Raw genomic sequence first — 14,021 nt, forward strand, 5'->3', positions numbered from 1 at the left:
GGGCCCGTCCGCCATCGGTCGCGGCACGACGAAGGCCCCGCCGCTCGGAAGCGACGGGGCCTTCGCCCACATGGGGTGCGCCCCCGGAGGGGCTGGTGGAGATGGCGGGAATCGAACCCGCGTCCAACGGTGCGGAATCAGGGCTTCTCCGTGTGCAGTCTGGTACGAGTTTCTCAGCCCTCCGGATCACCCAGACAAGTCCGGAACGGGCTCAGTCACTGTTTGATTTCCCTCTTCACCCCGTGACCGGGATCAAGGTTTAGTCCCCTAGCTGATGCCAGGATCCGGGTCGGGAACAGCCCCGGGCTGACACTTCGCAAGTCGCTACTTAGGCAGCGAGGGCGAAGGAATCGCGCTTGGTGTTGGCGATTATTGGTTTCGGCCTGTGGTTTACGAGATCATGGCCGCTTCCTCGACACGCTTCCCCTGCTTCGACAGCCGCTGTCGAAACCGATCATCCCCATGTTGTTTTTTCAATCCCCTCCGGAGAGGGGCGCGCGCCCGCTGTGGGGCACTGGTGCCATCGTACGTGACCGGCACAGCCGCGTGCCAGCGTATTCGCGGCGGCCCGGAGGGTTACGCCCGCTGCCGCCGCTTCGCCGCCGCGATGGCCCGGTCCGACTCCCGCCGGTCCTGCTGCTCGCGCAGCGTCTGGCGCTTGTCGTACTCCTTCTTGCCTCGCGCGAGCGCGATCTCGGCCTTCGCCCGGCCGTCCTTGAAGTACAGGGCGAGGGGCACGATCGTGTGACCCGTCTCCTGCGACTTGACCGCCAGCTTGTCGATCTCCTCGCGGTGCAGCAGCAGCTTGCGCTTGCGGCGCGCGGAGTGGTTGGTCCAGCTGCCCTGGTGGTACTCGGGGATGTGGGCGTTGTGCAGCCACGCCTCGCCCCCGTCGATCTGGACGAAGCCGTCGACCAGCGAGGCACGGCCCTGGCGCAGCGACTTCACCTCGGTGCCCGTGAGCACCATCCCGGCCTCGAAGGTGTCGATGAGGGCGTAGTCGTGCCGGGCCTTCTTGTTCTGCGCGACGATCTTGCGCTTGCCGCCCTTCTCGCCGTCCTTGGCCTTGGCGGCCGTCCCGCCCTGCTTGGGCTGGGACTCCTTGGGTACGTACATTCCCTTGCTCATAGTGCCGCCATTTTCGCACCATGCGGGGGTCTCGCGGGAAGCGGTTTACTCGCGGCCCAGCCCTGTCAGGACGGTCTCGGCGTGCTCCAGGGCCCCGCCGTCCGCCTCCAGGTCGGGAGTGATGCCCCGGCCGTCGACACCGCGGCCCGCCGGAGTGCGGTAGTGGCCGACGGTCAGCTCGGCCACGGAGCCGTCGGGCAGCCGGCTCGGCATCTGGACCGAGCCCTTGCCGAACGTGCGGGCTCCCATGACGACGGCCCGGCCGCGGTCCTGGAGGGCGCCGGTGACCAGCTCGGCCGCGCTCATGGTGCCGCCGTCGACGAGCGTGACCAGCGGGCGGCCGGTGTCGCCGCCCGGCTCGGCGTGCAGGGCGCGCTGCTCGCCCTCGACGTCGTAGGTGGCGACCAGCCCCCCGTCCAGGAAGGCGGAGGCCGCGGTGACGGCCTCGGTGACCAGGCCGCCGGAGTTGCCGCGCAGATCGAGGATGATCCCGGAGCCGGCCCGCGCCTCGCGGACCGCGCCGCGGACCCGCTCGCCCGAGCCCTTGGTGAAGGCGGCGACCTTGATCACGGTCACCCCGCCGGGCAGCCCCCGGACGGTGACGGGCTCGGTGGACAGGCTCGCCCGGCGCAGCGTGACGTTCCACGCGCGCGTGCCGCGCTCCAGGCCGAGCCGTACGGCCGTGCCCGCGGCCGCGTCGGTGGCGTCGCCGCGCAGTAAGGAGACGACCTCGGTGACCGGCCGTCCGTCGGTCCCGCGGCCGTCGACGCTGCGCAGCCGGTCGCCCTCGCGCAGTCCGGCACCGGCGGCCGGCGACCCCGGGCGCACCCGGGAGACCTCGATCCGTCCGTCCCGGTCCTGCCGCGCCCACAGCCCGACGCCGGTGTACCGGCCGTCCAGGGCCTCGGTGAACTCCTCGTACTCGCCCTCGGAGTACACCGCTGCCCACCGGTCCCCGCTGCGGCTGACCGCCCGCTCGGCGGCCTCCACCGGGGACTTCCCGTCGGCCATCGCCTCGGCCGCGGCCTCGGCGACCTCGTGCCGGCTCGCCGACGCGGCGGCGGTGCGGCTCGCCCCGGGCTCGGGTGACCCTCGGTCCCCGCAGGGCAGCGTCCCGGTGGCGGCACCCGCCGCGAGCACCCCGGCGAACACCAATGTCAGGGCGGCCCCGCGGCGGCAGCGGCGGGGCTGACAGAACAGGTCACGACCTGACATGGCGGTGAGTCTAGGACAACGACAAGGGCCGTACGGTCGGTTGACCGTACGGCCCTGGCGGCGTGCGTCACACCTTCAGGTACTTGCGCAGCGCGAAGAACGCGGCCAACGCCGGCATCAGAAGGCTGGTGACGAGGATGAGCGGAAGGGTGCCGACGACGGCGTCCCAGCCGATGAAAGTGATCAGGTCCAGCTTCTCGGAGAGACGCAGGCCGTGGTCGATGATGAAGTAACGGGCCGCGACCAGGAAGCCGCAGGCGACCAGACCGCCGATCAGCCCGGCGACCGCGGCCTCGGCGATGAACGGGGCCTGGATGTAGAAGCCGGAGGCGCCGACCAGGCGCATGATGCCGGTCTCACGGCGGCGGCTGAACGCGGAGACGCGGACCGTGTTGACGATCAGCATCAGCGCCACCACCAGCATCAGCGCCATGATCGCCCGTGCCGCCCAGTTCATGCCGCCGAGCAGACTGAACAGGTTGTCCAGGGTCTCCTTCTGGTCCTGCACCGACTGGACGCCGTCCCGCCCGTTGAACGCCGTCGCGACTACCTTGTACTGCTCCGGGTCGCTCAGCTTGATGCGGTACGACTCCTGCAGCTGGTCCGGCGTGAGGGAGCTGGCCAGCGGGGAGTCGCCGAACTGCTCCTTGTAGTGCTTGTACGCCTGGTCCTGCGACTCGTACGTCACCTTGTCGACGACCTGCATCTTGTCCAGGTCGGCGAGGATCTTCTTCTTCTGGTCCTCGGTGACCGCGCCCTTGTCGCAGTTGGGGTCGGACTCGGCGTCGCCCTTGTTGCAGAGGAAGATCGAGACGTTGACCTTGTCGTACCAGTAGCCCTTCATGCTGTTGACCTGGTCGCTCATCAGCAGCGAACAGCCGAACAGGGCCAGGGACAGGGCGACGGACACGACGACCGCGAAGGTCATCGTGAGATTGCGGCGGAGACCGACTCCGATCTCCGACAGTACGAACTGGGGGCGCATGGCGTCTGGTTAAGCCTTTCCGTGGAACCTGTCGGTCGTCAGTGCTGGTAGCCGTAGACGCCGCGTGCCTGGTCGCGGACGAGGCGGCCCTTCTCCAGCTCGATGACGCGCTTGCGCATCTGGTCCACGATGTTCTGGTCGTGCGTCGCCATCACCACGGTCGTGCCGGTCCGGTTGATCCGGTCGAGCAGTTTCATGATGCCGACGGAGGTCTGCGGGTCGAGGTTGCCGGTGGGCTCGTCGCAGATGAGCAGCTTGGGCCGGTTGACGAAGGCCCGCGCGATGGCCACGCGCTGCTGCTCACCGCCGGACAGCTCGCCCGGCATCCGGTCCTCCTTGCCGCCGAGGCCGACGAGTTCCAGCACCTGGGGCACGGACTTGCGGATCTCGCCGCGGGACTTGCCGATGACCTCCTGCGCGAAGGCCACGTTCTCCGCGACGGTCTTGTTGGGCAGGAGCCTGAAGTCCTGGAAGACCGTCCCGAGCTGGCGGCGGATCTGCGGCACCTTCCAGTTGGAGACGCGCGCGAGGTCCTTGCCCAGCACATGCACCTGACCGTGGCTGGCCCGCTCCTCTCGGAGGATCAGCCGCAGGAAGGTGGACTTGCCCGAGCCGGAGGAGCCGACGAGGAAGACGAACTCGCCCTTCTCCACTTCCAGGGAGACTTCCCTGAGTGCGGGGTGGCTCTGCTTGGGGTAGACCTTGGAGACGTTGTCGAATCGGATCACGGATGCACCACGGGTCGCCGGGGGTAGATGAGCGTGACCATACGCGAACCGGGTGCGCGCGTGCAGTCGCCGACGGTGGTTGCGCCGGGGTTGTGCATTTTTGTTCGGGGTTCGCGTTCCCGGGAGGACCGGAGGGCGTCCTGCGGACGACGCGCGCGGCCCACCGTGGAACCTGGCACAGTGGAGGGGGAACGTTCCCGGCCTCGGGACCGTTCTCCAGTCAGGAACCGGCACGAGGAGGGCAAGCGCATGACGTACGACCGGCTGGTGTGCGCGAACTGTGCCGCCCCCGTGGCGGAGGGTCGCTGCCCGGTGTGCCGGGCGAACAGGGCGCGGCTGCAGCAGGAGAACTTCGTCGCGGGTCTGAACCCGATGGCGCTGATCACCCTGCTGGCCGTCCTGGTGGCCGCCGTGGCGCTGCTCGCCCGATAGGAGACCGCCCGACAGGAGACCGTCCGGCCGGGACGAGGCCGGGAGAAATGCCGGAAGGGCCCGGAGCGTCACGCTCCGGGCCCTTCCGGCTGCATTCGGCGACCGTCAGGCGGCCGCGCCGCCCCGGCCGCCCACGAGGCGCGGCAGGACACGGAAGCCGATGCCGCCGGCGATCATCGTGGCGGCACCCAGCACCAGGAACGCGGTCTGCGAGGCGCCGGTCTCGGCGAGCTCGTCGCCGCCGCCCTGCGGGGCGGCGTCGGAGCCGGTGCCCGTGCCCGTGTCGCTGCCGGTGTCGGTCAGCGACGAGGAGCCCTCGCTCTGCGCCGAGTCGCCGGAGCCGCCGTCCGGGTCGGTGTTGTTGCCGGAGTCCCCGTTGCCGGAGTTCCCGTTGCCGGAGTTCCCGTTGCCGGAGTTCCCGTTGTCCGAGTTGCCGTTGCCGTTGCCGCTCCCGTTCCCGTTGCCGTTGTCGTCGCCCGGGTCCTCGGTCGGGTCCTGGGGCGTCGGCTCCTCGGACGGCTCCTCGGGCTCCTCCGTCGGCTCGGTGGGCTCCTCCGTCGGGTCCTCCGGGAGGTCCGTGGGAATGTCGGTCGGGATGTCGGTCGGGATGTCGGTCGGGATGACCGTCGGGTCGTCGTCCGGGTCCTCCGGGTCCTCGGGGCTCGGCGACTCGTCGGCGCACAGGATGCCGAGGACGCACTCGGACTCGGCGGCGGAAGCGGCTCCCGCGGCGGTCAGCGAGGCACCGGCGGCGATCACGGCGCCTGCCGCTATGCGCGCGACACGGATCCGCGTCTTCTTGGTCATTAGGCTGCTACCCCCAGTAGCTGATCGTCGATAGAGGCGGCGGTCGGGACGGTGATCGACGGGGGTGGTCGGATCGACGCGAAGCCCCCCGGTTCACATGCGCCCCGGACATACGCATGCCACACTTCAGCCTTCCGATTTTTCAAAGCAACGTCAAGGCCGTTGCGTACGCAATGCCCAACTCCGGTCGGCAATGCCGGAATTCACCCCTGTGAGCGTCCTGCGAAACCTGGACAAACGCCAACGGCCCCCGAATTCGGGGGCCGTTGGCGAGTCGACTGTCATGTCGACAAAGTTACTTCTCCTGCTGCTTGCGCCAGCGAATGCCGGCCTCCAGGAACCCTTCGATCTCGCCGTTGAACACGGCCTCCGGGTTGCCGACCTCGAACTCGGTGCGCAGGTCCTTGACCATCTGGTAGGGGTGCAGGACGTACGAACGCATCTGGTTGCCCCAGGAGTTGCCGCCGTCACCCTTGAGGGCGTCCATCTTGGCCTGCTCCTCCTGGCGGCGCCGCTCCAGCAGCTTGGCCTGGAGGACGTTCATCGCGGTGGCCTTGTTCTGGATCTGCGACCGCTCGTTCTGGCAGGAGACGACGATGCCGGTGGGGAGGTGGGTGAGGCGCACCGCGGAGTCGGTGGTGTTCACGCCCTGTCCGCCGGGTCCGGAGGAGCGGTAGACGTCCACGCGCAGCTCGGACTCGTCGATCTCGACGTGGTCGGTCTGCTCGACCACGGGAAGGACCTCGACACCCGCGAAGGAGGTCTGCCGGCGGCCCTGGTTGTCGAAGGGCGAGATGCGCACCAGCCGGTGCGTGCCCTGCTCGACCGAGAGGGTGCCGTAGGCGTACGGCGAGTGCACGGCGAAGGTGGTCGACTTGATGCCGGCCTCTTCGGCGTACGATGTCTCGATCAGCTCGGTCTTGTAGCCGCGCTGCTCGGCCCAGCGCAGGTACATGCGCTGGAGCTTCTCGGCGAAGTCGGCGGCGTCGACGCCGCCCGCCTCGGCGCGGATGTTCACCAGCGCCTCGCGGGAGTCGTACTCACCGCTCAGCAGCGTGCGGACCTCCATCTCGTCCAGCGCCTTCTTGACGGACGCGAGCTCGGACTCGGCCTCGGCACGGGTGTCCGGGTCGTCCTCCTCCTCGGCCATCTCGAAGAGCACGGAGAGATCGTCGATCCGCCCGCGCAGCACCTCCGCCTTCCTGACCTCGGCCTGGAGGTGGGACAGCTTGCTGGTGATCTTCTGCGCCTCGTCCGGGTTGTCCCACAGGGACGGCGCGGCCGCCTGCTCCTCGAGCACGGCGATGTCTGCCCTCATCGTGTCGAGGTCCAGAACGGCCTCGATCGACTCCATGGTCGAGGAGAGGGACTTGAGCTCTTCGGATACATCGACGACTGCCACGCTCCCAGCGTAACGGCTCCGCCGGGCGGTGAGGTCCGGTGAGCGGCGTTCACAGACGAGCGGGGCCGGGCCCCGGGGCTCAGGGGGACGCCGGGGACGAGGAACCGCGGTCGTCGGAGGGGGTGCCGGAGTCGTCGCCGGAGGTGGCCGCCCAGGTGCCGGCCCCCACCGCGGCGACCAGCGCCACGGCCGCCGCCCCCAGGGTCAGCCTCCTGCGCCGCGCGGTGGCCCGGTTCCGGGCGGAACCCGGCCGGGGCGCACCGGACGCCCGGGGCGCCCGCGCGGTGCCGCGGGCGCCGCCCGCCAGCTCGTCGGGTGCCGGCACCCTCATCGACGTGTGCGTGTCCCGGTTGGAGTCGGGCCGGGCACCGGGGACCAGGGACACGGCCCCCCTGCGCTCCCGCGCCGCCGGCACCTGCTCCGGGCCCCGCCCGGCCGCCGCGGTCTCCTCCTCCGGCTCGGTCTCCGGCTCGTCGACGTCCAGCGGCGGCATGCCCGCGAGGGTCGGCAGCTGCTCGCGCAGCCGCGCCGCGAGCTCGGAGGCCCGCAGCCGGGAGGCGGGTGCCTTGGCCAGGCACTGCACGAGGAGCTGCCACAGCTCCTCGGGGATGCCCGGCAGGGGGACGACGGTCTCGGTGACGTGCCGGCGCAGCACCGCGCCGGGGTGTCCCCCGCCGAACGGCGTGAAGCCGGCCAGCAGCTCGTACAGGACGGTCGCGAGCGCGTAGATGTCGACCGCGGCCCGCGGAGGCAGCCCCTCGACGATCTCCGGCGCGAGATAGTCGGGCGTGCCGATGATCTTCGTGGCGCGGGTGCGGCGCGGCGAGTCGATGAGCTTGGCGACCCCGAAGTCGGTGAGCAGGGCCGGGTGCGCGCCGCCGGGCCCGAGCGGGCCCTGCATGTCCAGCAGGACGTTCTCCGGCTTGACGTCGCGGTGCACGACCCCGGCCGCGTGCGCCGCGGCGAGCCCTTCGGCGACGTCCGCGACGATCGCCACGGCCGCCTCGGGGGAGAGCCGGCGTTCCCGGTCGAGGCGGGTGCGCAGGTCCGTGCCGCGGACGAGGTCCATGACCAGGGCGAGGTCGTTGCCGTCGACCACGAGGTCGCGGACGGAGACGATGTGCGGGTGCTCCAGGCCGAGCAGGGCGGTGCGCTCCTGGACGAAGCGCCCGACGAGCTCCTGGTCCGACGCGAGGTCCTCGCGCAGCAGCTTGACGGCGACGGGCCCCTCGGGTCCCTCGCCCAGCCACACCGTGCCGGCGCTGCCCCGTCCCAGGATCTGGTTCGCGGTGTACCGGCTGCCGATCTTCCGTGCCAAGGCTGCTCCTACGGACGCGTGTTGTCGTTAAAACTACGCGTCCGAGGAGCCAACCTTCACCGCCGAGGCGTAAATCACCCGCCGGGTGTCGACAAATCCACAGACTCGTCGTCGCCGGACGGTGCCGGCAGCGCCCCCGGCGGGCGTCGCCGGACAGCGCCCCCGGGGCGGGGTGCCGCTACTTCGGCGAGCTGCCGCCCAGCTCGCCGATCCAGTCCGTGACGGTGCCGAACCAGTCGCTGAGCTGCGCCCAGTAGCTCTTGCCGGTGCCGATCCAGTCCTGCAGCGGGCTCAGCTCCCAGATCAGCCAGCCCGCGACGAACAGCACGACGAGGGTGAACAGACAGCCCTTCAGACAGCCGAGCCCGGGGATGCGCATGGGGTTGGAGCTGCGCTGCCGGGGCTGCCGGGGCTCGCGCACCGGCGGCTGGGGCCGCTGCGGCTGCTGGGGCTGCGGGGCGGGCGCCGGAGGGGCGTACCGCTGGGGCTGCTGGGGCTGGGGGGCGTAGTTCTGGGGCTGCTGCTGCGGATAGCCGTACCCGGGCGGCGGGCCCTGCGGGGCCCGGCCCTGCTGGCGCGGCTGCGGGCGGGGCTGCTGCTGGGGCCGCTGCGGCTGCTGCTGCGGGCGGGCGACCTGCCGCTGGGGGCGGCGGCGCAGGGGGTCCTGGTCGGGGTCGAGGTACTGGACCTGCGTCTGCTCGTTGCGGTCGCGGGCGGCGCGCAGCTGCGACTGCCAGGGGTGCGGGTCCTCGGGACCGCCGGGCTGGTTCTGCGGCACGGGCGGCATGACCGCGGTCGGGTCGGCCGCGCCGGTGCTGGGCAGCACGGCGGTGGGGTCGGCGGCGCCGGCCGGGCCGCCGGTGTGCGGCAGCACGCTGGTGGCGGCGTTCGGGTCGTAGGCGCCCTGGCCGGTGTGCGGCAGCACCTGCGTGGGGTCCGCGGCGCCCGGCACGGCGGCGGGGGCCGGGTCGGGGGCGAGGAGCGCGCCGACGTTCTCGGCGGCGGCGATCTGCGCGGAGTTCGCGTGCACGCCGATGCCCTGGGCGACGACCCGCAGACCGCGGGCGAGGCTCTCGGCGCCGGGGCGCTCGTCGGGGTTCTTGCGCAGGCAGCGCTCTATGACCGTCCACAGCGGTTCCGGGACGGTGGAGGGGCGGCGCGGTTCGGCGCTGAGGTGCTGGTGGAGCACCTCCAGGGCGGAGCTGCCGGAGAACGGCGGACGGCCGGTGACCAGCTCGTACAGCAGGATGCCGGCGCCGTAGATGTCGACGGCGGAGGTCTGCGGGCGGCCCTCGGCGCCCTCGGGGGCGACGTAGGCGGGGGTGCCGACGAACTCGTGGGTGCGGGTCAGGCCCGGGGAGTCGGCGAGGCGGGCGATGCCGAAGTCGGTGAGCATCGGGTGCATCTCGCCGCCGTTCTGCCGCAGCAGGACGTTGGCCGGCTTCAGATCGCGGTGGACGACGCCGTCGGCGTGGCTGGCGGCGAGCGCGTCGGCGATCTGCGCGGTGAGCAGGGAGGCCGCGACGGGCGTGAGGGGGCCGTTCTCGCGCAGGAAGCGGTGCAGGTCGGGACCGTCGACGAGGTCCATGACCAGGGCCAGCAGTTCCCCCTCGACGACCAGGTCGCGGACCCGGACGATGTTGGGGTGGGTGAGCCGGAGCAGCACGGAGCGCTCGCGCAGGAAGCGCATCACGACGTCGGCGTCGCCGGCCAGCTCCTCCTTGAGGACCTTGATCGCGACGGTCTCACCGGGCTGGCCGGCCACGGCCGCCTCGGCACCGGCCGTCTCTCGCTGGCGGGCTCGCCAGACGGTTCCCGTGGCGCCGCGGCCGAGCGGCTCCTCGAGGAAGTACTTGCTGCCTACCGGCCGCACGTCATGCGCTCCCTGTTGCTTGCTTGCCAGTGTTCCGAACCACTGTAGTGCCGCACCCCCGGGGCGCGGCCTGTCGATCTTCCAGGTTCTGCGACGCCTTCACGGCCTTCGTACGCAAAGGAGCGGCCCCGGGTTCGACGCGGTGTTCGAAGCAAAGGTTCGACACAAAGGTTTGAAGGAAAGACGCTCGCCTCGGTCTCGCGGTTGCCCGAAGCGGACGTGACCGATCTCAAGACCGGTCCCAAGCGGTCGTGGGTGCGGCACTGGTCAGGCACTTTTGCGGGCAGAGCCGACCAATCAAGATCACTTGTCACCGGGTGGCGGGCGGACTGTCGGTGACAGGTGCGAGGATGCGTGCAGTACTGGCCGACGTGCTCGTGCGGTGGTGGGGGGAGTCCGCGCCCGCGTGCAGAAGGGACCGCTGACGGCGATGCAGATCCGGCTGACCGTCGTAGACCCGCATGTCCCCGCCGCCGAGGCCCGTGGCCGGGCCGCGAGCCGTGACGTGCTGGTCACCGCCCCCGCGGGGACGGCCCTGTCCGCGGTGGCGTCGGCGCTGACCGCGGCGGTCTCGGGGGACGGCGGCGCCGACCGGCCCGACCGCGCCTCGACGGTGCTGTACGCGGGCGAGGAGCGGCTGGACGTCCAGCGCTGCACGCTGGGCGAGCCGCCGCTGGTCGACGGCGCCGTGCTGTCCGTGGGCGCCCCGGCGGGGCCCGAACCTCATCCCGAGATGGACGACGCCCCGGCCCGGCTGCACGTGGTGGCGGGCCCGGACGCGGGCGGTGTGCATCTGCTGCACGGCGGCCAGGTGCGCGTGGGCCGCTCCGCCGACGCCGAGGTCCCGCTGGACGACCCGGACGTGTCGCGGCTGCACTGCGCGGTCACGCTGAACCCCGACGGCCGGGTCTCGGTCGCCGACCTCGGCTCCACCAACGGCACCGTGCTGGACGGCACCCGCCTGGACACCCGCCCGGTGCGGTTCGCGCCCGGCGCGCTGCTGCGCATCGGCGAGTCGGCCCTGCGGCTGTCCGTGCCGGCGCCCGGCCCCATGCCCCGCATCGGGACGGCCCCCGACGGCGAGGGCCACATCCGGGTGTCCCCGGCCGAGGGCACGGCCGCCTCCGGGCAGGAACCCGCCCCCGCCCCCACGGCCCGGCCCGACGCCCCCCACACCCCCGTGGTCCCCGGCCAGGCGGGCGCCCCCGCCATCGAGCACCGGCCCGCCGCGGAGGCCGACACCCACGCGGGCCGCCTCGGCGTGGGGCACTTCACGGAGGAAGCCGTGCGGGACGGGCTCCCGGACCCGTACGGCGCCCCTGCGGCCGGCGCACCCGAGGCCGGCTCCCCCGCCCCGCGGACCGGCCCGCACCGGGACGCCGGACGCGACACCGGCCGGGACGGCGGACGGCGTCGCGGCGGCCTCTCCTCCTGGGCCAGGCGGCTGGCGAAAGGACGCGCCGAGCCCGAGGGACCGGTGCCGGCCACGGCCCCCGACACCCAGGACACCGGCTTCCCCGCGCGGACCGGCGCACCCGGCCTGCCGGAGACCTGGCCCGACCCGGCGGCCCTGCTGCTGACGGCGCTGGGCCCCGGGCCCCGGCTGTGGGAGCGCGGCACCGGACACCCCGAGGCGCTCACGGTCCGGCTGGGCACCGCCGACCGCTCGGCCCCGGACGGCTCGGGCCTGCTGCCCGCCGTGCCGGTCACCGCCGACCTGCGCGAGGCGGGGGCGCTGGGCCTGGCCGGGCCGCGTCCCCGGCTGGCCGGGCTGGCCCGCGCGGTGCTGGCCCAGCTGGCCGCGCTGCACTCCCCGGACACCGTGGACATCGTGCTGATCAGCACCGACCGGGCCCGGCCCGTGGCGGAGCGCACCGCCGAGTGGTCCTGGCTCGGCTGGCTCCCCCATCTGCGTCCGGGCCACGGCCAGGACTGCCGGCTGCTGCTCGCCTACGACCGGGAACAGGCCGCCGCCCGCACCGAGGAACTGCTGCGCCGCCTGGAGGACCACCTCGCCGAACAGCACGCCGGGGCCGGACCGCGTCCGGTCCTCGCCCAGGGCGGCGTGCCCGCACCGCCGATATCCGCCGCGCCGGGGTCCGTGCCCGAGCCCGGGTCCGCCCGCGCGGACGCCGACGGCTCCCGCGGCGCGCCCCGGCGCCCCTCCTGGGCCAGGGACGACGACGGGGCCGACCGGGTGAGCGGCTTCCCCGGCCCGTACACCGTGGTCGTCGTGGACGGCGACCCCGGCGGGTCCGGGCTGCGGGACGCGGTGGCGCGGCTGGCGGTGGAGGGGCCGCGGGCCGGCATCCATGTGCTGTGCCTGGCCGAGACCCCGGCGGCCTCCCCCGCCTCACCGGTGACCGAGACCTACGACGCGGCCTGCGCGGCGGCGCCGACGTTCCCCGAGTGCGGGGCCGTCGCACTGCTCAGCGGCGACGTGGCCGGTGCGCTGCGGCTGCTGCGCGTCGCCCGCACCGGCTCGGGCGGGGCCGCCCGCCGCGGCCCGGTGGGCCATGGCACCGTCGGGGCGGTGGACGCCGTCTCCGCCGCGTGGGCCGAGCGGTTCGCGCGGGCCCTTGCGCCGCTGCGCACCGACGGCACCGGTGAGCGGCACCCGCGGGTGTCCGCCCCGCTGCCGCAGGCCGCGCGGCTGCTGGACGAGCTGGGGCTGGCCCGGGCCACCCCGGCGTCGCTGATGGCGCGCTGGGCGGACGCGGCCGACGACACCTCCGCGCCCGGCGGCCGCGCCTCGGCGGTGCTCGGTGCCGGTCCGCGCGGCGCGGTGGTCGCCGATCTCGTGGCCGACGGCCCGCATCTGCTGGTCGAGGGCCCGGCGGGCAGCGGCCGCACCGAACTGCTGCGGGCGGTCGTCGCCTCGCTGGCCGCGGCGGAGCGCCCCGACCGGCTGGGCATCGTCCTGATGGACGGCCGGGAGAGCGTGGGCGAGGGCAGCGGCCACGGCGACGGGCTGCACGTGTGCACCGACGTCCCCCATGTCACCACCCATCTGCTGGCCAACGACCCCGTCCGGATGCGGGAGTTCGCGCAGTCCCTGAGCGCCGAGCTGAAGCGCCGCGCCGAGCTGCTGGGCCGGGAGGACTTCACCGCCTGGCACACCCGGCAGCAGGTCTCCGGCCGTCTGGTCGCCCAGCGCACGGCACCGAGAGCGGCATCCGCCCCGTCCCGCTCGCACCCGGCCGCCTCCGCGGCCCACCCCCAGGGCGCCCGCACGTCCGGCGCCGGCGATCTGGACACCCCGCCCAGCTCCACCCTGCGTCTGCGCCCCGCCGCGGCCCGCCGGCAGGCGGAGGCGGCGCCGCCGCTGCCCCGGCTGGTGGTGGTCGTGGACGACCTGGACGCGCTGGTCTCGCCCGCGCTGGGCTCGCCGGGCCGGCCCGCCGCGGGATCCGTGATGCGGGCGCTGGAGACGGTGGCCCGCGAGGGCGAGCGGCTCGGTGTGCATCTGGTGGCGGCGACCGGGCCCGGGGGCCGTACGGCGGAGACGGAACCGGCCCGCCGCGCCACGCTGCGCGTCACGCTGGACGCACCTGCCCCGGGGCCGGACGAGCCGGCGCCCGGCCGGGGCCGGCTGACCTGTGCGGACGGCCGCGGCATGGCGTTGCAGGGCGGCCGCGTCACGGGCCGTATCCCGCGGACGGCGACCCTGCGGCCGACGGTCGTACCGGTGGACTGGGAGCGCATGGGCGACCCGCCGACCCGCCGCCCGGTCCGTGAACTGGGCAACGGCCCCACCGACCTGGCCCTCCTCGCCAGCGCGCTCCAGCGCGCCACCCGCGAGGTCGGCGCGAGCGAGGTGCCGTCCCTGCTCTAGGACCCCGCGCCGGAGTCCCGCTCAGTGCCTCGCTCAAGGGCCCGCTCAAAGGCCCACTCAGGGGTCCGCTCAAGGCCCCGCTCCGGGGACCCTGTTTCGTGGCCCTCTCGTGACACGCTCCTGGCGTGTGACACGTACCGGAGAGGGGCACGCGTAGGTGAGGCCCGGTCGAGTCCTCGTCACGAGGCGGTCACGATCACCTGGTTGACACCCCAGGCGTACTTGCCGACCCCTCGGACCCGGCGTAGACCAGAGCCCACGGGACAGCGTTCGAGCGTTCGACGAGGAACGAAGAACG

Annotated in this window: 10 protein-coding genes and 1 other RNA gene; 2 read left to right on the top strand and 9 right to left on the bottom strand. The window is 73.3% G+C overall.

The features are described 5' to 3' along the window. Positions 1-93: 93 nt before the first annotated feature. The 5 genes from ssrA to ftsE all read right to left on the bottom strand — a co-directional run bounded on the left by ssrA (position 94) and on the right by ftsE (position 4,056). Positions 94-462: a transfer-messenger RNA gene (gene ssrA / locus ACIQGV_RS05755) on the bottom strand. Positions 463-576: 114 nt separating this feature from the next. After that, positions 577-1,116, bottom strand: coding sequence for an SsrA-binding protein SmpB (gene smpB, locus ACIQGV_RS05760; protein ID WP_402491069.1), 540 nt, complete (start codon positions 1,114-1,116; stop codon positions 577-579). Between the two features lie 57 nt (positions 1,117-1,173). Further along, the gene (locus tag ACIQGV_RS05765) at positions 1,174-2,343 is read right to left on the bottom strand and encodes a S41 family peptidase (RefSeq protein ID WP_402490911.1); all 1,170 of its coding nucleotides are present in this window, start codon (positions 2,341-2,343) and stop codon (positions 1,174-1,176) included. 67 nt (positions 2,344-2,410) lie between these two features. Next, on the bottom strand, positions 2,411-3,328 hold the full coding sequence (gene ftsX, locus ACIQGV_RS05770) for a permease-like cell division protein FtsX (protein ID WP_402490914.1): 918 nt from the start codon (positions 3,326-3,328) through the stop codon (positions 2,411-2,413). Positions 3,329-3,366: 38 nt separating this feature from the next. Next, positions 3,367-4,056, bottom strand: coding sequence for a cell division ATP-binding protein FtsE (gene ftsE, locus ACIQGV_RS05775; RefSeq protein WP_402490917.1), 690 nt, complete (start codon positions 4,054-4,056; stop codon positions 3,367-3,369). 249 nt (positions 4,057-4,305) lie between these two features. Here ftsE and ACIQGV_RS05780 point away from each other — a divergent pair, with 249 nt between their 5' ends. Then, the gene (locus tag ACIQGV_RS05780; RefSeq protein WP_402490919.1) at positions 4,306-4,488 is read left to right on the top strand and encodes a hypothetical protein; all 183 of its coding nucleotides are present in this window, start codon (positions 4,306-4,308) and stop codon (positions 4,486-4,488) included. Between the two features lie 105 nt (positions 4,489-4,593). Here ACIQGV_RS05780 and ACIQGV_RS05785 read toward each other — a convergent pair whose 3' ends face one another. The 4 genes from ACIQGV_RS05785 to ACIQGV_RS05800 form a co-directional block, all read right to left on the bottom strand. Further along, positions 4,594-5,295 carry an LPXTG cell wall anchor domain-containing protein gene (locus ACIQGV_RS05785; RefSeq protein ID WP_402490922.1) on the bottom strand — a complete coding sequence of 234 codons (702 nt, stop codon included), beginning with the start codon at positions 5,293-5,295 and terminating at the stop codon, positions 4,594-4,596. Positions 5,296-5,590: 295 nt separating this feature from the next. Then, positions 5,591-6,697: a peptide chain release factor 2 gene (gene prfB, locus ACIQGV_RS05790; RefSeq protein WP_402490924.1), complete on the bottom strand. Its 1,107-nt coding sequence runs from the start codon at positions 6,695-6,697 to the stop codon at positions 5,591-5,593. A gap of 79 nt (positions 6,698-6,776) precedes the next feature. Beyond that, positions 6,777-8,015, bottom strand: coding sequence for a serine/threonine-protein kinase (locus tag ACIQGV_RS05795; RefSeq protein WP_402490927.1), 1,239 nt, complete (start codon positions 8,013-8,015; stop codon positions 6,777-6,779). 178 nt (positions 8,016-8,193) lie between these two features. Beyond that, positions 8,194-9,888 carry a protein kinase gene (locus tag ACIQGV_RS05800; RefSeq protein WP_402490930.1) on the bottom strand — a complete coding sequence of 565 codons (1,695 nt, stop codon included), beginning with the start codon at positions 9,886-9,888 and terminating at the stop codon, positions 8,194-8,196. A 430-nt stretch (positions 9,889-10,318) separates the two neighbouring features. Here ACIQGV_RS05800 and ACIQGV_RS05805 point away from each other — a divergent pair, with 430 nt between their 5' ends. Next, positions 10,319-13,723, top strand: coding sequence for an FHA domain-containing protein (locus ACIQGV_RS05805; protein ID WP_402491072.1), 3,405 nt, complete (start codon positions 10,319-10,321; stop codon positions 13,721-13,723). The last annotated feature ends 298 nt before the right edge of the window (positions 13,724-14,021 follow it).

Origin of the sequence: Streptomyces sp. NPDC093094, assembly GCF_044754345.1 — a bacterium.
GTDB lineage: Bacteria > Actinomycetota > Actinomycetes > Streptomycetales > Streptomycetaceae > Streptomyces.